Here is a 16,784-nt window from a genome sequence, read left to right on the forward strand (position 1 = left end):
CGGCCGCGGGTGGTGGGCGGACCGGTCAGGAGGCCCCGGCGCTGTGCCGGGGCCTCCGCTCGTCCACGACGGCGATGATCCGCTCCGCGAGGATGGCCCCTGGGTTCAGGCGACGTCCTCAGCCGTCGCCGCGAGGAACCGTTCGTAGGCCCACACCAGGTTGTCATTCCCGGGACGGTCGGTCCGACGGGCGGGAACCTTCATCAGAGGCTTCCCGTGGAGCTCCTGGAGTCCATGCCGCAGCATGGGACCGTCAACTTCGTCCAGCAGGTCCTGGCGGATCTCGACGATTGGTACGTCCTTCGTGGGCCGAATCCCGAGAAAGCGTCGATCAAATGCGGCGTGATGAATCTTGCATAGCGCCATACCGTTGGTGACGTCAGGGACACCCTTTTCCTCGGAATCCGGGACGATGTGGGCCGCATCCAAGAGCTCCGGGTGTGCGAAGTTGCAGACTGCGCAATGGTCCTCATACGCCACAAGCACGGTGGAACGAAACACTGGCTGATGCAGACGCACGACAGTTTCCCGCTTCATGTAACGCCGCAACGCGGTCACCAGTTCTGAACCCTCGTCGCGCTCTGGGATTTCACTCGCATCTTCGAGCGGCGCCAGGACAAACTGCTGGCGGTCACGCTCCTCGTTGACGATGTAAACAGGAGCCGTCACCTGATACTGGGGCGGCTTCCCTCCCACACCCGTGAACCAGATGATGGGCAGCTGCTGTTCCATGGCGCGCCGAAGACCGACATTCTCCGGGTGATTCGGGTTGTCGCCACGCCATTTGTAGCGATGCAGACCATCCTCACCGAGAGCGTCATTGTAGGGACGTTCCTTCCCGGGGGCGCGGTAGGTCGTCACGATCGACAGCGTCGCCTCAAATGCGGCCGGCTTCCAGATGCCCTGGTAGGAGGGGATCAGACGGAACGGCTCTCCCTGAAACCGGAAGTCCGCGATCTCGTCACGGGTGAGGGAAATCTGACGGTCAAAGGTGCGCTGTTCGAGCCATGCGATCGCTGCGTGCCGCAGGCCTTCCGGTTCAACCATAGAAACCCCCTCGTCAGTGGGGCCTCCTGACCGGCCACCGTATGAGCCGCAGGCTATCAACAGCTCACCCGAACTCCGCCCACACCCGCCTCTCGGCACCGTCCACGGTCATCACGCCGCCGTGGGGGAGGATCCACTGCGGCCGGGTGTGGCCGAACGGGACGCCCACGCACACCACCCCGTCCGGGTTGTAGCGGCTGACCTCCTCGACCACCACGTCGGCCTGGGCGGCGCGCAGCCGCGCCCGCTCCTCCGCGCCCCGCGGCACCTCGAAGGAGCTCGTGGGCGGGCGGGCCGCCAGCACGGCGTCCACGGCGCGGAGCACGCCGCGTTCGCCCAGGATCCGCAGCAGGCGGCGCACTTCCGCAGCAGAAGGCAACTCCTCGCTCGTCTCGATCAGCAGCACACTGCCCTCCAGCGCGCCCAGATCGGTCGGACCCCGCCCGGCCGCCATCACCCACGGCAGCACCTCCAGGCACCCGCCCCACGTCCGGCCGGTCACCGCCCGCCGCGGCCCGGCCCAGCGCCACGGTGAGCCGCCCTCGCCGACGCCGCCCACGCCGTCGTCGTCATGGGGGCCCGGCACCGGCTCCCGAGCCCCGAACTCGCTCAGCGCCCGCGGATCCAGCCAGTCGACGCCGTGGTCCTCCGACTCGCCCGGCTCCGTGATCTCCAGCCGCTCCCCCGTCAGCAGAGCGGCCCGCAGGGAGGCGGCGTGCACCGGGTCCACGGCCGGCCCCGGGCCCAGGTGCACCTGCGTGGACCCGCCGTAGAAGCTCGCCACGCCGTGGCCCCACAGCCACTGGTGGAGGTTGGTGTTGTCGCTGTAGCCCAGGAACGGCTTGGGGTCCGTGCGCAGGCCCTCCGCGTCCAGGTGCCCGATCACCGTGATCTGATCCTCGCCGCCCACCGTGGACACCACCGCCCGGATCTCCGGGTCCGCGAACGCCGCGTTCAGGTCCCGCGCCCGGTCCTCGGCGCTCGCCCCGAGCTCCCGGGTGGTCGGGTACTCCACCGGCACGAGGCCGGTCACCTCCGCCAGACGGCGCAGCGCCTGCTCGTGCACGGCGGGCGCGAAGCCGGGCGCCGCGAACGACGGCGACACCACCGCGACCCGGTCACCGGGCCGGGCCTTGGGCGGGGAGATGAGGGGGCGCTCCATGCGGGGAGCCTAGCGCCACCCCTCAGCGCAGCAGGTCCTTGACGATCTTCCCGGTGGAGTTCTTCGGCAGCCCGTCCAGCACGGTGACCGTCTGGGGGCACTTGTAGGAGGCCAGCCGGTCCCGCAGGAACGCGGCCAGCTCGCCGTCCTCCACCTCGGCCCCCGCCTGCAGGGACACATAGGCCATCACCTTCTCCCCGAAGCGCCCGTCCGGGGCGCCGAGCACCGCGGCCTCCGCGACGGCGGGGTGCTCGTAGAGCACCTCCTCCACCTCGCGGGGGTACACGTTGTAGCCCCCGCGGATGATGACGTCCTTGAGGCGGTCGACCACCACGTAGTAGCCCTCGCCGTCCCGTCGGGCGAGGTCGCCGGTGCGCAGCCAGCCGTCGTCGTCGAACGCCGCGGCCGTGGCCTCCGGCAGGCCCAGGTACCCGGACATCACCACGGGGCCGCGTACGCGCAGCTCCCCGGTGGTCTCGGTGTCCCCGGGCGGCACCTCGACGCCCTCGCTCGTGACCAGGCGGAACTCGATGCCCTCCATCGGCAGGCCCACGGTGCCCGGCCGCCCGGGTCGGTCCACCGGGTTGAAGCTCACCGCGCCGGAGCCCTCGGAGATGCCGAACCCCTCCCGCAGGGGAACGCCGAACTCCTCCTCGGCGGCGCGCAGCGTCTCCACCGGCAGGCTCGCCCCGCCGGAGATGAGGAAGCGCACGGAGGAGAGGTCCACCGGCCGGCCCTCGGCCCGCCGCGCCCGCACCGTGCTCACCAGCGCGCCGAGGATCGTGGGGACGCCCGGGATCACGGTCACGCGGTCCCGCTCGATCTGCGCGAGGGACTCCTGCGGGGCGAAGCGGGAGGTCACCGAGAGCGTGGCCCCCACGTAGACCGCCGAGTTGAGCACCACGGACAGGCCGAACACGTGGAAGAACGGCATCACCGCGAGGATCGTGTCCTCCGCCTCCAGGCGGGTGAGGGACTCGACCGTGGACATGGCGCTCGCGCGCACGTTGGTGTGCGTGAGCTGCGCACCCTTCGGGCGCCCCGTGGTGCCGGAGGTGTAGATGACGACGGCGGTCTCGTCCGGCGCGCACGGCACGATCTCCCGCACGGGGTCGGCGGAGGCCACCGTCTCCCGCAGATCCTCCGGCGCGGTCTCCACATGCACGACGCCGACCGCGGCCGCGGCCTGCACGGCCGCCTCCATGCCCGGCAGGCTCCAGAGCACGCGGGCCCCCGAGTCGGTGAGGAAGTACTCCAGCTCGCGCGCCGTGGAGAGCGGGTTCAGGGGCACCACGACGGCGCCGAGCCACGTGGTGCCGTAGAACACCGCGGGGAACACGATCGTGTTGGGCACCAGCAGGGCCACGCGGTCGCCGGGGCTGACACCCATGGAGCGCAGCCGGCCCGCCGTGCGCTCCACCAGGTCGAGCAGCTCGGCGAAGGTGTGCCGCTCCTCCCCCTGCCGCCACGCGAGCGCCTCCGGCACGCGGCCGGCGGTCCGCTGGAGCAGCTCACCGATGTGGCCCTCGAGGGCGGCGGGGATCGGGGCGGGATGGGGCACGGTCATGGGAGGGGCTCCTCAGCGGCTCGGATCCCGTGGCAGGCGTGGGTGCCCACGAAGGTCATCCCCCACCCTAGGTGTAGGAGGGCATGACGTTGTTGACTCGGGCCGGAGGAACGACGCTCAGCCCTGCCGCCCGGCCCTCCGCCACGCCCGCCACGCGATCAGCGGCATGACCACCGCGCCGGCCACCGTCCACCAGTCCGGGCCGGTGTCCCGGTCGGCCAGCTGCGCCCACAGCTTCCACACCCAGTACACGGCCACCGCGGTGAGCAGGATGGCCTCCCAGCGCAACCGCCGGCCGCGGTCCGGACGGAACCGGGCGGCGTAGTCCTGCGGGGTGCCGAACTCCTCGGCCAGCGGACGGCCGGACGCCTCGGCGTGCGCGCGGGCCTCGTCCACCACCTCCCGTACGCGCGCATCCGAGTACGCGAGCTTCGAGCGCAGCACGCCGCCGAGCACGAGGGCCCAGGCGTCGTCGTCGGGGGTCTGCGCCGTGGTGGTGACCGGGACGTCGTCCGTGGGCAGTCGCCAGAAGCCCAGCGCACCCAGGCCCAGATAGCCGGCCACGATCGCCGCGTGCCACCCCACGGAGCCGGTGAACAGGGGCTGCTGCGCAAGCCAGGGCAGCAGGAACCCCGCCCCCACCACCAGCGGCACCGCGCCCGCGACCACGATGCCCACCGTCGCCGCGAAGGAGCGCCGCAGGATGGTCTGGGACCACAGGGTGATGACCACCGTCATCACCACCGCGAGCACCAGCGGGAACAGCAGGTGACCCCACGTGTAGTCCACGGTGAGGCCGTCTCGCAGAGCGAACACGATGCCGAACGGCACGGAGAACATCGCGGAGATCATCAGCGCGTTGCACGGGGCAGCCCGCCAGGTCAGCGGCGGGTCCGTGGCCAGCACCGGCTCCCCGGCCGCGCTCGCCTCCGCCGCGCGGCCGCGCGCCCAGTCCACGGCCGGGCCGAAGAGCTCTTCCGGCCCCTGCCCGGAGCCCACGACGACGGCCAGCGCCTCCGTCAGCTCGCGCACCACGATCTCCTCCCGGACGTCGTCCAGCAGGAAGCGGCCCGCGGCCGCGGCGGCCCAGTCCCCATCCGCCGACACGCCGCGCGCGGCGGCGAAGCGCTCCAGCAGGTCCGGCAGCGGGGGTTCACGGCGGGTCATCGGCTATCTCCTCCGTCGGTGCCGGCCGCAGCTGCGCGACGGGCATCAGCCAGAGCGGTGGCGTCGTTCATCGGGTGACCTCCGGAGGAACGGGAGCGGTGACGGTCTCGGCGGCAGCGGCGGCCTCCCCCTCGGCGCCGAGGGCCGCGAGCGCGGCGCCGAGGGCCTGGAAGGAGGCGACGGCATCGGCATGGGCGGTGCGGCCGGCGTCGGTGAGGGCGTAGTCCTTGCGGCCGGGGCCGCCCTGGCCCTCGACCCAGCGGGTGGTGACGTGCCCGGCCTCCTCGAGGCGGGCGAGCACGGGGTAGAGCGAGCCTCCGCGAAGCGTGCCGAAGCCGCGGGCGGCGAGGGTCTGGGCGATCCCGTAGCCGTGCAGCGGTCCGGCCGTGAGGGCGCCGAGGATCGCCAGCTCCAGCGCGGCACGCACCCAGGCCGAGGGCCAGGGGCGGGCGGCTGCGGGGGCAGGGCCGTCGTCGTCGGTGGGTGTGGCCATGTATCTAAGTACACGTCCTACGTAGAGATGTCGTCAAGCCGTGTCCCGGATCAGGTTCTCCCCGGTGCACACCCTCCTCCGCCTGGGCCCCGTGCCAGAATCGGGTGTCGGCGGGACGCCGCGGGGCTCCCTCCGCGCAGCCGCCGCCCCGCCGTCCCCGTCCCGGAGGAGCACGCCCGATGCCCAGCCCCCTTGCGGGCCTGCTCGTCCTCGTCCTGCTCGCCGCGATCATCGGGGGCGGGCTCGTGTGGCACGAGGAGCAGTTCTACGGCCGGCTCCGGTTCCAGGAGAAGCCGCCGCTCGAGCTGCAGAACCACATGGGCGTCGAGGGGCAGGACTTCTTCCGTCTGGCCCTGCGGGAACTGCGCATGGCCCTGGAGGACGACCGCCCCGTGGACGCGCAGGGCTGGGTGCGCACGGCCCGGCGCCGCGGCTGGTGGCTGGCCGAGACCGCCGCCGCGTCCGAGATGTCCGCCGACGTCGGGAAGGCCGCGCGCCGGCTGGCCGCCCGCCGCGCCGCGGTGGAGAAGCGCATCATCAACATCGAGGACACGCGCTCCGTCGGCACCCTCGACAGCGCGGCCACGGACGCCGGGAAGCTCGAGGCCGCCCGCGCCGCCGTCGCGAAGGCCTGGGAGGGCCTCACCCCGGAGCAGCGGGAGCGCGTCCGCGACGGCGCCGAGCACCACCACCGGTGGGCGACGGCGGAGCTCGCCGCCGTCATCGCCGTGCACTGCCCGGATCCGCGCCGGGCCGAACGGCTCATGGCGGCGGCGGAGGCGCCCGTCACGGACGAGGACCTCGCCTCGTGGGCCGACTGGGAGTTCCGGAGCCTGCACTGGGCCGGGGACAAGGTCCCCCACCAGCACCGCATCCACCCCGAGCGCCCGCCCCTGCCCGCCTACGCCTCGAGGACCGCGCGCCAGCGGCACGCCGAGGCGGCGCACCTGCGCGAGCATCAGCTCGGCACCCCCGCGACGCCGGCCGCCCCCCACCCGATCTCGCCCCGGGCGGCCGCGCCGCGCCTCGAGACGGCCGAGCGCCGGCCGTACGCCGGGTCCGCCGCCCGACGCCGCGCCCAGGCCCGGGCGCTGCACGAGGAGATGACCATGAAGGTGGCCTCCTACGACCTCGACTTCGACCTGCAGCTGGCCTACCCCCAGTTCCACAACCGGGACATCCCGGAGGTCCGCGCCCTGGACGGCGCCGCCCGCCGCGCCGCGGACGAGTGGGACCTGGTCCGGGACGTCCCCGAGCGCCGACTGGCCCCCGAGGACGTGGCCGCCTACCGGGAGGCGGTGGACGCGTTCAAGCAGGCCGTGCTCGCCGCGGACGCGCGCGTCCGCCTGATCGGGGACGCCGGCATCACGGACGAGGAGCTGCGCGACCTGGAGACCGCCCGCGGCCTGTTCCGCCAGATCTCCGACCCCGGCAACCCGCCCTCCCTCCGGGACACCTACCGCGCACGGCTCGTGCAGGTGCTCCGGCGCATCGACGGCCGGCCGGGCAGCCGCGTGACGTTCAGCCCGCAGGCCCTGCTCGAACTCGAGGCCGGGGAGGGCTGAGCGCACGGGAAGGTCAGCGCATCACCCGCGCGATGACGTCAGCTCGTCCAGTCGCAGGAGGCCGCGCAGGTCCGACTCCCCGGAGCGCGCGAAGTACGTGGAATGGGTGACCTTGACCGTCTCGAGGGAATCGGAGCCCACAAGCACGATGTCGAGGTGGGCGTCCTCACGATGGGCGCGCTCGCGGGCGCTGTAAGCAGCCGTCGCCGCGTCCACGTCGGCGCCGAAGTCGACCGTCTCGACCAGCTCTCCCCGGGCATGGTCGAACACGAGCAGGTAGTGGTTGATGACGGAGTCCACGACCAGCCTCCCTTTCATCGCCCTGCCGCACGGAGAATGCGCACCGCTTCAGTGCCCAGGGTAGCCAGCCTGTCAAGATCTTCATCAGTGGGCGCGGGACCCAGCCCCTCCCGATGGGCGTCCACCCGTGACACCAGCGCCAGGTACTGCTGCAGGACACTCGAACCGTCCTGCTTGTGATTCGTCTGCGTCATCCCGGACAGCTGTTCCACGAGCTGGGCCCAGGCATGCATCGTCGTCGTACGGAGCTGGATCTCGACCAAGCACCCGTCCCACTCCACAACGATGTGCAGGGCGCGATAGCCGGACGTCCGAGGATGCGCCACATAGTCGCTGGTCCGCTTGACCCGGTGGCTCCAGATGTCACGGATGCGGGCCTCCAGGCGGCGCAGCTCCTGGACGTCCTGGACGACCACGCGGCATCCTCCGATGTCCTGCATGCGAGAGAGATCGAGCCCGGGCTCACGGGTGAGCTTGGAGAAGATGGTCGGACCTTCTTCAGTCGCTGGGTGACTTCACCCTCGATGTCGAGGCTGCGGCAGAAGCGCCGCAGACCATTGTTGACCTTCACCAAAGGAACACCATGCCTGGCGCGGTGCTGCTCCAGCGTGGTCAGCGCCTCGAACATCTCCGGAAGATCCGCCTCACCGCGCTGAAACGCTCTGATCGTCGACCCGGCTCGGCGGACGGCGCTCTTCGAGGGAAAGTCCTGACTCTCACCGCTCCTGGCGGGAGCCTATCCTTGCCGTCCTTCGCCTACGCCTGCCCCTGTGGACGACCAAAAGGGCACGAGGATGAGTCTGGCCTCCCCCAGTGACCCGGCCTGGCCTCATCGTTCAGGCCGACCCGTGCTGTCAAACCCCGGCAAATCCGTCAGCACGATCACTCAATCTGGTTGACCAATCTGGACTCCCGCCCATGACCGACGCCGCCGCCCTCGCCGACCAGCTGCGCACCGGCGCGCAGGCCCTCGCCCCGCAGCTGGCCGCCGCCGCCCGCCGTGAGCAGCACCGCCACAGTCCGCTGGAGGCCGCCGTGCTCGCCCGTCTCGACTCGGGCTCGGCGGCCACCAGCGCGGAGATCGCCCGGCTCGAGGGAGTCACCGCGCAGGCGGTGAGCACCGCCGTCGCCGCCCTGAGCGCCGCGGGCCTGGTGACGGCCGCCCCGGACCCGGACGACCACCGTCGCCGGCGCCTGGCCCTCACCGCCGAGGGGCGCGGCGCCGCCGGGCCCATCCGCGACGCCAAGAACGCGTGGCTCGCCGAGCGCCTCGCCGCGCTCACGCCCGCCGAGCGCGCGGCCCTCACCGACGCCCTGTCGGCCCTGCGCCGCGTCGCCGCCGCCGCCGACCACGCCTGACCAGACCCGCCCCCGACCGCACCCCGTTCATCGAGGTGAACGCCCGGCTCGCCGACGCCTTCCATGCCGCGGGCCTGCCCGTCGTGTGGGTGCACGCCACGGGCCTGCCCGCCGGCCGCGTCGGCCACCCGATCCCCGAGCCCGAGGAGCTGCCCGCGGACTTCGCGGACGTCGACGAACGCCTGCCGGAGCAGCCCGAGGACCTCCACGTCCACAAGGACCGCACCATCAGCGCGTTCATCCGCTCCGACCTCGCGGCACGGCTCCGCGAGCGCGGGGTCACCCAGGTGGTCGTCACGGGCATCGCCACGGGCATGGGCGTGGAGTCCACCGCCCGCAACGCCTACGACGAGGGCTTCCACGTGCTCACCGTCCCGGAGGCGCTGCTCGACGGCAGCGCCGAGCGCCAGGAGGCCGCCCTGGTGCACGACTTCCCCTCCTTCGGCCTCGTGACCACCGCCGACGAGCTGCTGGCCGCGCTCGCCTCCCGGTGAGGGCCGCCGCGCACGACGCCGGCCGGACTCCCGACGCCGCCTCCCGCCCCACCCCCGCCTCTGCCCCGGGCATCGGCCGCGGCCTGACGACCGCGGTGGTGCTCAGCGGCGTGCTCAACCCCTTCAACACCTCCGCGCTGGCCGCCGCGCTCGTGACCATCGGCGACGACCTGCACGCGGACGCCGGGTTCGCCGTCTTCGGCGTCCTCTTCCTGGTGTGCGGGGCGCTGCTGGCGCTCACCTCCCGCCGCGCGCCGGCGCGGGCGACGCCCTGAACCCGCGGCCTGGACGCCCGGACGGCGGCGCCCCTCACCGCGCAGGTGAGGGGCGCCGTCGTCGGGGGACCATCACGGCACTGAGCAAGGGATCTGTCCCGGCCTCGTCTAGTCTGACCGAGTCAGGCCCTGAGACGCCCGCCCTGACACGCCCGCCCGAAGGAGGAGACCATGGCCCTGACCACCGCCTTCGCCGGCGTCGGGAACGTCCTCGTCACGGACGGGGAGTCCGCGGTGCTCGTGGACGGCTTCTTCACCCGCCCCTCCGTGCCGCGTCTGCTGTTGGGTCGCCTCCGCCCCTCTCGCCGGCGCATCACCGAGGCCCTCGAGCGGCTGGGCGTGGAGCGGCTGGACGCCGTGCTCGTCTCCCACTCCCACTTCGACCACGCGCTGGACTCCCCCGTCGTCGCCCAGCTCACCGGCGCCGAGCTGGCCGGCTCGGCGTCCACGCGGATGATCGCGGAGGGCTACGGGCTGGGCCGACTGCCGTTCCGAGAGCTGCACTCCGGGGCGCCGTTCGCGGCCGGAGCCTTCACGGTGACCCCGCTCCGCGCGCTCCACAGCCCGGGGGACCGGTTCCCGGGCGCCATCACCGCCCCGCTCACGCTCCCCGCGGCCATGAAGGACTTCCGCACCGGCGGCTGCTTCTCCTTCCACATCGCGCACCCGGAGGGTGACGTCGTCGTGCACCCCTCCGCGAACTTCATCCCCGGCGCCTTCGAGGGGTATGCCGCCGACGTCGTCTACCTCGGGGCCGGCGCCGCGGGCACCCAGCCGGCCGAGTGGCTCCGCGAGTACTGGCAGGAGACCGTCGGGTCGCTGGGGCCCCGCGCGGTGCGGCCCGTGCACTGGGACGCGTTCTGGCGGCCGCTCTCGCGGCCCCTGCGCCCCCTGCCCCACCCGGCGGACCGGCTCGACGTCACGCTGCGGGAGTTCGGCCGCCTGGCCGGGGCGCAGGTCGATCTGCGGCTGCCGCAGCGGTGGTGGCACGAGGCCGTGGCACCCGGGCGGTGAACGCTCCAGGCGGGGCCGGGCTCCGCCATGGCCCCGCTCGTCGCCCTGAGGTCTCGCCTACGCTTCGCCCATGACCCTGGGCGGGATGCTCAAGCACCTGGCGTTCGTGGAGTTCTTCTGGTTCGAGGTGACCGCGGACGGCGCGCCGACCTCCGAGCCGTGGGTGTCCGTGGACTGGGACGCGGACCCGGACTGGGACTGGAACAGCGCGGGCGCCGACTCCGCCGAGCGCCTCCATGAGCTGTGGACCACGGCGGTGGAGCGCTCCCGCGCCGTCGTCGCCCGCCTGCTGGCGGACGGGCCCGCCACCCTGGACGCCATGCACCCCGCCTGGGGCGGTCGCGGGCACGTCTCGTTGCGCTGGATCCTCACGCACATGATCGAGGAGTACGCCCGGCACAACGGGCACGCGGACCTGCTGCGGGAACAGATCGACGGCCAGACCGGGGAGTGAGCCGGCACGGTGCCGGCCGTCGCCGGGACCCGCCGTCGCGCCGCGCCCGGGACCGGGCTGTCCCCGCCTTACGCTGATGCCGTGACCACCCCGGACCCGCCGTCCCCGCTGCTCGACTCGCCCCGCCCCGGCCCCCGGCCCGCCACCTCGGGCGAGGGGCCCCACCGCCAGCTGGACCAGCAGGCCTCCCCCGCCCTGTGGGGCGAGCTGGTGGCCTTCGCCCGAACGCTCGAGGGCGTGGAGGAGGGGCACAGCCAGGTCTCCCCCGCGGACTCCCGCGCGCTGTTCCTCACCGACCTTCCGGTCGAGCGCGACCCGAAGACCAGCCTCGCCCCGGGCCGCCGGCTCGAGCCCGTGCACCTCCACGGCGTGGACGACACATCGGTGCACCTGGTCCTCCCCGCCGCGCGCGGGGCCCGCCTGACGGAGCTCGGCTGGGCCGAGCCGCACGGCCACGCCGAGCACGGCACCGAGTGGATGGTCTACGGCCCCCGGGACCGCGCCGAGCTCGACGCCGTGCTGCAGCTGATCCAGGAGTCGCTGGCCTTCGCCCGGGGAGCCGCCGTCGATCAGCCCTGGGGCGACCCCCTGCCCGCCGCCTACCGTTGACGGCACAACCCCCGGCCTCCACCTGAAGGAGCACCCGCCCGTGAGCGTGGCCCACCCCCTGCCCGCCGCGTCGCCCGTCTCCGGTCGGCGTCGACGCGCGCACAGCGGCGCAGCGCTCCTCGCGGCGGGTGCGCTGGTCCTCAGCGGGTGCGGCCTCCTCTCCCCCGACGACGCCGGGGCGGGCACCACGACGCCGGCCCCCTCGTCCGCCTCCTCGTCGCCCGAGGGCTCCGCCTCCCCGCGGGCCGAGCCCGGTGACGCCGGAGCGGACGGCACGACACCGGCCCCGTCGTCGTCGCCCTCTCCCGCCTCCCCGGCGGCGGCGTCCCCCACCGTCCCCGGCTACCCCGGCCATGAGCGCGTGGAGTGCGCCCTGCGGGAGGAGATGGGCGCGGACGCGCAGATCAGCAGCCACGCCGGCGCGGACACGGGCCGCCTCATGGCCTCCCGCGGGGTGGACGTCTTCGGCGCCCTCAACGCGGGGCTGTCCGAGCCCTGCCGCAGCAAGCGGGCGGAGGTGCACCGCCGCACCGTGGACGGGATGGTGGGGGCCACGTTCGCCCAGACGGCGGACTCCGCCACCGGCGAGCTGCACATGATGAACGTGGTGGTCATGCGGGACGAGGCCACTTGGAAGGCCGTGGACGGGGACCACCGCCGCGTGCGCGAGGAATGCCTGGGCGAGGACGCCCGCGAGCGCACCACGGTGCCGGTGGAGGCGGGGGAGGCGACCGTCACGCAGTCCGTGCTGCACGGCTACCCCACGGCGGCCTCGGACCAGGTGATGCGGTCCGCCTACGTGCCCGGCGGGCGGGTGGCCGTCAACGAGATGACCCGCGAGCCCCTGGGCGGGAGGACGCCCGCCCCCCTGGAGGACGTCGCCGCCGAGCGCGTCCCCCAGCTGGAGCGCCTGCTCAGCGAGGCCGCCGGCTGACCTGCTCCCCGGCCTCCGGGGCGGGGACGATCGGCACGGGCGCGGTCTCGGTGCCCACCGGCTCGGCGACAACGTCGGCCGGCTCGTCGTCGTCGGCCCGGTGCTTCATCTCGGGCTCCACGGCAGGCATCGGCTCGACCTCGTCCCCCTCCGGGGCGGAGGGCAGCTCGTCGGTGTCCCGATCGTCGTCCTGGTCGTCGTCCTCCTCCGCAGGGGCGGAGTCCGCCGGCGTGCCGACCACCGCGGCGGCCTCGGCGGGGGAGGGGATGTGCAGGAACCGGCCTGCGGCCACGGCGGCCACGAGGCCCAGCAGCGGCCCGACGAACGGCGCGCCCCCGGTGATCAGCCCGACCAGCAGCGCCACCAGGCCGCCGCCGGCCACCTGGGTGGTCTTGGGCCCCTCGTGCTCGGGCCGCCACGGCCGGAGCAGGGTGCCGCCGAGGGCGTCGCCAGTGCGCGCCAGCGGGGCGCACCAGGCCCCGGCCACGAGGAGCACGGCGCCGATCAGCGCCACGAGCAGGGCGCCCACGAAGGACCCGTCGTCCGCCCGCAGCGGGGTCAGGACGAGCGTGAGCACCAGGACGACGGCGAGGGAGGCGATGCGTGCGGGGGTCATGGTGCCAGGCTAACGGGCGCCCCCGACCGCCGGCCGCGCACCGTCAGCCACACGCGGTGCGCCAGGACGACGGCGAGCACCCACCCGGCGCCGATCGCCCAGCCCGCCATCACGTCCGTGAGCCAGTGCGCGGCGAGGTAGACGCGGCTGAGCCCCATGGCCAGCACGTACAGCGCGGCCGCCACGGCGGTCAGGGCCACGGCCCGCCGGTGGGAGCCGCCCACCCGCAGCCGCGGGGTGATGAGCACCAGGTACAGCACGATCCCGAACAGCACGGTGGCGTTGAGGGTGTGCCCGCTGGGGAACGCCGGCGAGTGCGCCAGCGGCGGCAGGGCGAGCTCGTGCGGTGGGCGCAGGCGCCCCACGTGGGACTTGCCGAGGGTGGTGATGAGCACGGAGCCGGCCATCGCGACGACTGTGAGCACCAGCGGGGTCAGGTCCCGGCGGACCCGCCACAGCAGCGCGACCAGCGCCAGGGCCACCACGGTGGCGCCCACGGTGTCCCCGGGCCAGGCCAGCGCCTGGGCTGCGAAGGTCAGGGCCGGGGCGCGGGAGGCCGCCACGGAGTCCAGGACGGGCCGGTCGACGCCGGCCACCCCGCCGCCGTCGGTGACGTCGTCGTAGACCTCCTCCGCGACCGCGCTGAACCCCGCGATGAGGGCCAGCAACACGGCGGCGGTCATCAGGAACGCGGCGTGGGCGGCCCAGAGGCGCCGGGCCCGGTCGGCGAGGGCGGCGGAGCGGAGGCGTCGGGGGACGGCGGAGGGGGCGGCGTCGTCGGGGAGGCGGTCGGGGACGTGGGCGGGCATCGGTCCATCCTGCCGCACGGTCCTCCCCGCCTCCCGCCGACTCGGACCTTCCGACCGCTATGGGCGAGCCATAGCGGTCGGAAGGTCCGAGTCGCGGGCCGCACCCGGCGCCCGGGCCGCACACGGGACCGACGCCGGCCCGTGCCTCCCCGCGCCTACTCGATGCCGCGCGCGGCGAGGGCGTCCCCGACGTCGTCGGCGTGCTTGAGCGAGAGGACCAGCAGCGGCAGCACCCACGCCCACGGGGCCAGCCGCACGCCGCGGGCCGCCTGGGCGTGGCGGATCTGCTCGGCGAGGGCGCGAAGGTGGCCGATGGAGGCGAGCACCAGCCCCATGGCCAGGCCCACGCGGTCCGGGCGGACGCCCGCGCGCGCCAAGGCCGGGCCCAGCACCGGGATGCGCACCACGGGCCGCAGCAGCGCCTCGGCGACGCCGGCCATGTCCGCGATCCGGGTGGTCCGGGTCATCACCTGGGCTGTGAGCACCACGCCGAGCACGCGCGCGGTGGTGAGGGCCGCCGTCGTGAGGCCGAGGAACAGCCACTGCGCCGCGAAGAGCACGGCGTAGAAGATCCAGAGGGCGCGCAGGTCGACGGCGAGCATCCCCGCGCCGCGCCGCACCCCGAACCCCACCAGGTACGCCAGCACGGCCCCGACGACGGCGGCCCCCGCCGTCCACGGCGAGGCCGGCAGCAGGGTCAGGGCCAGCACCCAGACCGCGAAGACGCCCATCTTCCACCCCGCGGGGCAGCGGTGCAGGGGCGAGTCGCCGGGGACGTACAGGGAGAGCATCAGCCCCGCTCCTCGGCGACGGCCTCATCCAAGAAGGCCTCGTAGGCGGCCACCACCTCCGCGGCCGGGCCGGTGCGCTCTACGCGGCCGGCGTGGACCCACACGGCCTCGTCGCACGCGCGGGCGAGGTCGAGGTCGTGGGTGACCAGCAGCAGCTGGAAGCCGCCGGGAGCGTGCGGGTCCGAGCCCAGCAGCCGGTCCGCGATGATCCGCCGGTGGCGGCCGTCCAGGAGGGAGGTGGGCTCGTCGGCGATCACCAGGGACGGGGACGCGGTCATCACGGAGCACACCGCCAGGCGCTGGGCCTGCCCCGAGGACAGGGACAGGCAGGCGCGGTCCGCGAGCGCGGTGAGCCGGTGCTCGGCGAGGGCGGCGTCGGTGCGGCGGGCGACCTCGTCCCGGGGCAGGCGGCGCCCGTCGGGGCCGCGGAGGGCCTTGACGGTGAGCTCGACGTCCTCCCGCACGGTGGGCATGACCATCTGGGCGGCCGGGTTGGCGAACACCATGCCCACGGTGCGGCGCAGCCCCTTGACGTCCCGCACGGCGTCCACGCCGTGCACCGTGACCTCCCCGGCGGTGACGTCCGCCAGCCCCGCCACGGCCCGGGCCAGGGTGGACTTGCCGGAGCCGTTCTCCCCCACCACGGCGACGCGCGGGGCGGTCAGCTCCAGGTCCACGCCCTCGAGCAGGACGGCGGAGGACGTGGGCCCGGCGGCCTCCACCCGGACCCCGCGCAGGCGGACGGTGCGGTCCGCGCCGTCGTCGGGGGCGGCGGGACCCTGCGGGCGAGCGGTGCGCGTCATGGTGACATCCTTCCGGATCCGCCGGTGCGCGGCGGGGCTAGCGTGGGGCCATGAGCGAGCACGCCGCCCCGAACCTGACCGCCCGGGAGACCGAGGACGTCTCCTACCGGACCCGCAAGTGGGTCAAGCCCGAGGACCTGAACGCGAACGGCACGCTGTTCGGCGGGTCGCTGCTGAGGTGGATCGACGAGGAGGCCGCGATCTACTCGATCATCCAGCTGGGCAACCCGCGCTCGGTGACCAAGCTGATCTCCGAGATCGAGTTCCGCGCGTCGGCCCGCCAGGGCGACATGATCGAGATGGGCCTGCGTGCCGTGAAGTTCGGCCGCACCTCCCTGACCATGCGCGCGAAGGTGCGGAACATCGTCACGGGCGAGGTCATCCTGACGATCGACAAGATCGTCTTCGTGTCCCTCGACGAGGACGGCAACCCCCAGCCCCACGGCTACACGGACATCACGTACGACCGCGACCGCATCCCGAAGGACCTCGGCCGCTGAGGCGGGGGCCGGCGTCGTGCGCGGGGGGGCGGACGACGCCGGCCGCGGGCCTCACGCGAAGGCGCGCGGGTAGGCCTTCCACAGGCCGGCGGCGAGGGCCGCGGCGAGGACGGCCTTGACGAGGTCGCCGGGGAGGAACGCGACCGAGCCGAGCGCGGCCTTGTCCAGCGGGACGCCGCCGAGCAGGTGCATGCCGGGGATGCCGAAGGCGTAGACCACCGCGATCCCGCCGAGCACGCATGCGGCCAGGGCGGCGGCGACGAGCCCGCCGGTGCCCGCTCCGGGTCGGCGACGGCGCAGGTACGTGTGGAAGACCAGGCCGACGACGAGCGCCCCGGCGATCCAGCCCCACAGGAACCCGCCGGTCGGGCCGACGAACGCGGCCGCGCCGCCCCGGCCGCCGGCCAGCAGCGGCAGGCCGAGGGCGACGAGCCCGTGGAACAGGGCCAGGCACGCGGCGCCGCGCCACGGGCCGAGCACCAGGCCGGCCAGCATCACGCCGAGGGTCTGCAGCGTGATGGGCGCGGGGATGCCGGGCACCGGGATCCCGGGCATCGCGCCCATGACGGCGATCAGCGCGGCCATCACGGCGATCTTCGCCAGGGATGCGCCCGGCGCTGCGGTGCGGGGACGGCGGGCGTCGGCGGGGTGCGGGTCGACGGTGTGGGCGTCGGGGGCGGTGCGGGACATGGTGCTCCTGGGCGCGAGGCGGGGGCGTGATGAACACTGTTCAGTGAATGGTGTTCAGGAGTGTAGCCCCCCGTTTTCGTTCGGGAAACGGCGGCCGTCGGAAGCACTTTCGTTGACGGAGTTGAGATGAGCCGC

21 protein-coding genes are annotated in these 16,784 nt (G+C 74.1%); 9 read left to right on the plus strand and 12 right to left on the minus strand.

Annotated features, from left to right (window positions below):
• Window positions 1–105: 105 nt before the first annotated feature.
• From Q4D18_RS08180 to Q4D18_RS08200, 5 genes are all read right to left on the minus strand, one after another.
• Window positions 106–1,047 carry an HNH endonuclease gene (locus Q4D18_RS08180; RefSeq protein WP_303127201.1) on the minus strand — a complete coding sequence of 314 codons (942 nt, stop codon included), beginning with the start codon at window positions 1,045–1,047 and terminating at the stop codon, window positions 106–108.
• A 64-nt stretch (window positions 1,048–1,111) separates the two neighbouring features.
• A complete protein-coding gene (locus Q4D18_RS08185; protein ID WP_303127202.1) occupies window positions 1,112–2,209 on the minus strand; it encodes a S66 peptidase family protein in 1,098 nt (365 codons plus the stop codon).
• A gap of 22 nt (window positions 2,210–2,231) precedes the next feature.
• Complete coding sequence (locus tag Q4D18_RS08190; RefSeq protein ID WP_303127204.1) at window positions 2,232–3,776, minus strand: long-chain fatty acid--CoA ligase; 1,545 nt, start codon at window positions 3,774–3,776, stop codon at window positions 2,232–2,234.
• Between the two features lie 117 nt (window positions 3,777–3,893).
• On the minus strand, window positions 3,894–4,943 hold the full coding sequence (locus Q4D18_RS08195) for a hypothetical protein (RefSeq protein ID WP_303127206.1): 1,050 nt from the start codon (window positions 4,941–4,943) through the stop codon (window positions 3,894–3,896).
• A gap of 67 nt (window positions 4,944–5,010) precedes the next feature.
• The gene (locus Q4D18_RS08200) at window positions 5,011–5,436 is read right to left on the minus strand and encodes a PadR family transcriptional regulator (protein WP_303127209.1); all 426 of its coding nucleotides are present in this window, start codon (window positions 5,434–5,436) and stop codon (window positions 5,011–5,013) included.
• Window positions 5,437–5,615: 179 nt separating this feature from the next.
• Here Q4D18_RS08200 and Q4D18_RS08205 point away from each other — a divergent pair, with 179 nt between their 5' ends.
• Complete coding sequence (locus Q4D18_RS08205) at window positions 5,616–7,001, plus strand: hypothetical protein (RefSeq protein ID WP_303127211.1); 1,386 nt, start codon at window positions 5,616–5,618, stop codon at window positions 6,999–7,001.
• Window positions 7,002–7,022: 21 nt separating this feature from the next.
• On the opposite strand, the gene Q4D18_RS08210 is transcribed toward Q4D18_RS08205, so the two are convergent.
• Both Q4D18_RS08210 and Q4D18_RS08215 read right to left on the minus strand, forming a co-directional pair.
• On the minus strand, window positions 7,023–7,301 hold the full coding sequence (locus Q4D18_RS08210) for a hypothetical protein (protein WP_303127213.1): 279 nt from the start codon (window positions 7,299–7,301) through the stop codon (window positions 7,023–7,025).
• A gap of 14 nt (window positions 7,302–7,315) precedes the next feature.
• Entirely contained in the window at window positions 7,316–7,786 is a 471-nt protein-coding gene (locus Q4D18_RS08215; protein ID WP_303127240.1) for a hypothetical protein, read from the minus strand.
• A 433-nt stretch (window positions 7,787–8,219) separates the two neighbouring features.
• Between Q4D18_RS08215 and Q4D18_RS08220 the strand changes: the two genes are divergently transcribed.
• The 7 genes from Q4D18_RS08220 (at window position 8,220) to Q4D18_RS08250 (ending at window position 12,440) form a co-directional block, all read left to right on the plus strand.
• Window positions 8,220–8,660 (plus strand): MarR family winged helix-turn-helix transcriptional regulator, encoded by a 441-nt coding sequence (locus tag Q4D18_RS08220; protein ID WP_303127215.1) that lies wholly within the window; start codon window positions 8,220–8,222, stop codon window positions 8,658–8,660.
• The gene (locus Q4D18_RS08225; protein ID WP_303127217.1) at window positions 8,555–9,154 is read left to right on the plus strand and encodes a cysteine hydrolase family protein; all 600 of its coding nucleotides are present in this window, start codon (window positions 8,555–8,557) and stop codon (window positions 9,152–9,154) included. The genes Q4D18_RS08220 and Q4D18_RS08225 overlap by 106 nt, the downstream gene beginning before the upstream one ends.
• Window positions 9,151–9,429, plus strand: coding sequence for a hypothetical protein (locus tag Q4D18_RS08230; protein ID WP_303127219.1), 279 nt, complete (start codon window positions 9,151–9,153; stop codon window positions 9,427–9,429). The genes Q4D18_RS08225 and Q4D18_RS08230 overlap by 4 nt, the downstream gene beginning before the upstream one ends.
• Before the next feature lie 171 nt (window positions 9,430–9,600).
• Window positions 9,601–10,443, plus strand: a complete 843-nt coding sequence (locus tag Q4D18_RS08235) for an MBL fold metallo-hydrolase (RefSeq protein WP_303127221.1) — start codon at window positions 9,601–9,603, stop codon at window positions 10,441–10,443.
• A gap of 70 nt (window positions 10,444–10,513) precedes the next feature.
• Window positions 10,514–10,897, plus strand: a complete 384-nt coding sequence (locus Q4D18_RS08240; protein WP_303127223.1) for a DUF664 domain-containing protein — start codon at window positions 10,514–10,516, stop codon at window positions 10,895–10,897.
• An 81-nt stretch (window positions 10,898–10,978) separates the two neighbouring features.
• Window positions 10,979–11,506, plus strand: a complete 528-nt coding sequence (locus tag Q4D18_RS08245; protein ID WP_303127225.1) for a luciferase family protein — start codon at window positions 10,979–10,981, stop codon at window positions 11,504–11,506.
• Between the two features lie 40 nt (window positions 11,507–11,546).
• A complete protein-coding gene (locus Q4D18_RS08250) occupies window positions 11,547–12,440 on the plus strand; it encodes a hypothetical protein (protein ID WP_303127226.1) in 894 nt (297 codons plus the stop codon).
• Here the strand turns inward: Q4D18_RS08250 and Q4D18_RS08255 are convergent.
• From Q4D18_RS08255 to Q4D18_RS08270, 4 genes are all read right to left on the minus strand, one after another.
• On the minus strand, window positions 12,421–13,056 hold the full coding sequence (locus Q4D18_RS08255; RefSeq protein WP_303127228.1) for a hypothetical protein: 636 nt from the start codon (window positions 13,054–13,056) through the stop codon (window positions 12,421–12,423). The two genes, Q4D18_RS08250 and Q4D18_RS08255, sit on opposite strands and share 20 nt — an antisense overlap.
• A complete protein-coding gene (locus Q4D18_RS08260) occupies window positions 13,053–13,865 on the minus strand; it encodes a phosphatase PAP2 family protein (protein WP_303127230.1) in 813 nt (270 codons plus the stop codon). Before Q4D18_RS08260 ends, Q4D18_RS08255 begins: the two co-directional genes overlap by 4 nt.
• A 155-nt stretch (window positions 13,866–14,020) precedes the next feature.
• Window positions 14,021–14,656: an energy-coupling factor transporter transmembrane protein EcfT gene (locus tag Q4D18_RS08265; RefSeq protein ID WP_303127232.1), complete on the minus strand. Its 636-nt coding sequence runs from the start codon at window positions 14,654–14,656 to the stop codon at window positions 14,021–14,023.
• Entirely contained in the window at window positions 14,656–15,459 is an 804-nt protein-coding gene (locus tag Q4D18_RS08270; RefSeq protein ID WP_303127234.1) for an energy-coupling factor ABC transporter ATP-binding protein, read from the minus strand. The genes Q4D18_RS08265 and Q4D18_RS08270 overlap by 1 nt, the downstream gene beginning before the upstream one ends.
• A gap of 50 nt (window positions 15,460–15,509) precedes the next feature.
• Between Q4D18_RS08270 and Q4D18_RS08275 the strand changes: the two genes are divergently transcribed.
• On the plus strand, window positions 15,510–15,959 hold the full coding sequence (locus Q4D18_RS08275; protein ID WP_303127236.1) for an acyl-CoA thioesterase: 450 nt from the start codon (window positions 15,510–15,512) through the stop codon (window positions 15,957–15,959).
• Window positions 15,960–16,010: 51 nt separating this feature from the next.
• Here Q4D18_RS08275 and Q4D18_RS08280 read toward each other — a convergent pair whose 3' ends face one another.
• Window positions 16,011–16,649: a biotin transporter BioY gene (locus tag Q4D18_RS08280; RefSeq protein WP_303127238.1), complete on the minus strand. Its 639-nt coding sequence runs from the start codon at window positions 16,647–16,649 to the stop codon at window positions 16,011–16,013.
• Window positions 16,650–16,784 lie beyond the last annotated feature (135 nt).

The sequence above is a fragment of the Micrococcus sp. genome (genome assembly GCF_030523875.1).
Taxonomy (GTDB): domain Bacteria; phylum Actinomycetota; class Actinomycetes; order Actinomycetales; family Micrococcaceae; genus Micrococcus.

Excerpts from the sequence above, each read along its gene's own strand:
- Q4D18_RS08265 (WP_303127232.1), bottom strand. The coding sequence starts at position 14,656 with ATGCTCTCCCTGTACGTCCCCGGCGACTCGCCCCTGCACCGCTGCCCC.
- Q4D18_RS08180 (WP_303127201.1), bottom strand. The coding sequence starts at position 1,047 with ATGGTTGAACCGGAAGGCCTGCGGCACGCAGCGATCGCATGGCTCGAA.
- Q4D18_RS08220 (WP_303127215.1), top strand. The coding sequence starts at position 8,220 with ATGACCGACGCCGCCGCCCTCGCCGACCAGCTGCGCACCGGCGCGCAG.
- Q4D18_RS08195 (WP_303127206.1), bottom strand. The coding sequence starts at position 4,943 with ATGACCCGCCGTGAACCCCCGCTGCCGGACCTGCTGGAGCGCTTCGCC.
- Q4D18_RS08190 (WP_303127204.1), bottom strand. The coding sequence starts at position 3,776 with ATGACCGTGCCCCATCCCGCCCCGATCCCCGCCGCCCTCGAGGGCCAC.
- Q4D18_RS08240 (WP_303127223.1), top strand. The coding sequence starts at position 10,514 with ATGACCCTGGGCGGGATGCTCAAGCACCTGGCGTTCGTGGAGTTCTTC.
- Q4D18_RS08255 (WP_303127228.1), bottom strand. The coding sequence starts at position 13,056 with ATGACCCCCGCACGCATCGCCTCCCTCGCCGTCGTCCTGGTGCTCACG.
- Q4D18_RS08270 (WP_303127234.1), bottom strand. The coding sequence starts at position 15,459 with ATGACGCGCACCGCTCGCCCGCAGGGTCCCGCCGCCCCCGACGACGGC.
- Q4D18_RS08200 (WP_303127209.1), bottom strand. The coding sequence starts at position 5,436 with ATGGCCACACCCACCGACGACGACGGCCCTGCCCCCGCAGCCGCCCGC.
- Q4D18_RS08280 (WP_303127238.1), bottom strand. The coding sequence starts at position 16,649 with ATGTCCCGCACCGCCCCCGACGCCCACACCGTCGACCCGCACCCCGCC.
- Q4D18_RS08275 (WP_303127236.1), top strand. The coding sequence starts at position 15,510 with ATGAGCGAGCACGCCGCCCCGAACCTGACCGCCCGGGAGACCGAGGAC.
- Q4D18_RS08205 (WP_303127211.1), top strand. The coding sequence starts at position 5,616 with ATGCCCAGCCCCCTTGCGGGCCTGCTCGTCCTCGTCCTGCTCGCCGCG.
- Q4D18_RS08185 (WP_303127202.1), bottom strand. The coding sequence starts at position 2,209 with ATGGAGCGCCCCCTCATCTCCCCGCCCAAGGCCCGGCCCGGTGACCGG.
- Q4D18_RS08235 (WP_303127221.1), top strand. The coding sequence starts at position 9,601 with ATGGCCCTGACCACCGCCTTCGCCGGCGTCGGGAACGTCCTCGTCACG.
- Q4D18_RS08260 (WP_303127230.1), bottom strand. The coding sequence starts at position 13,865 with ATGCCCGCCCACGTCCCCGACCGCCTCCCCGACGACGCCGCCCCCTCC.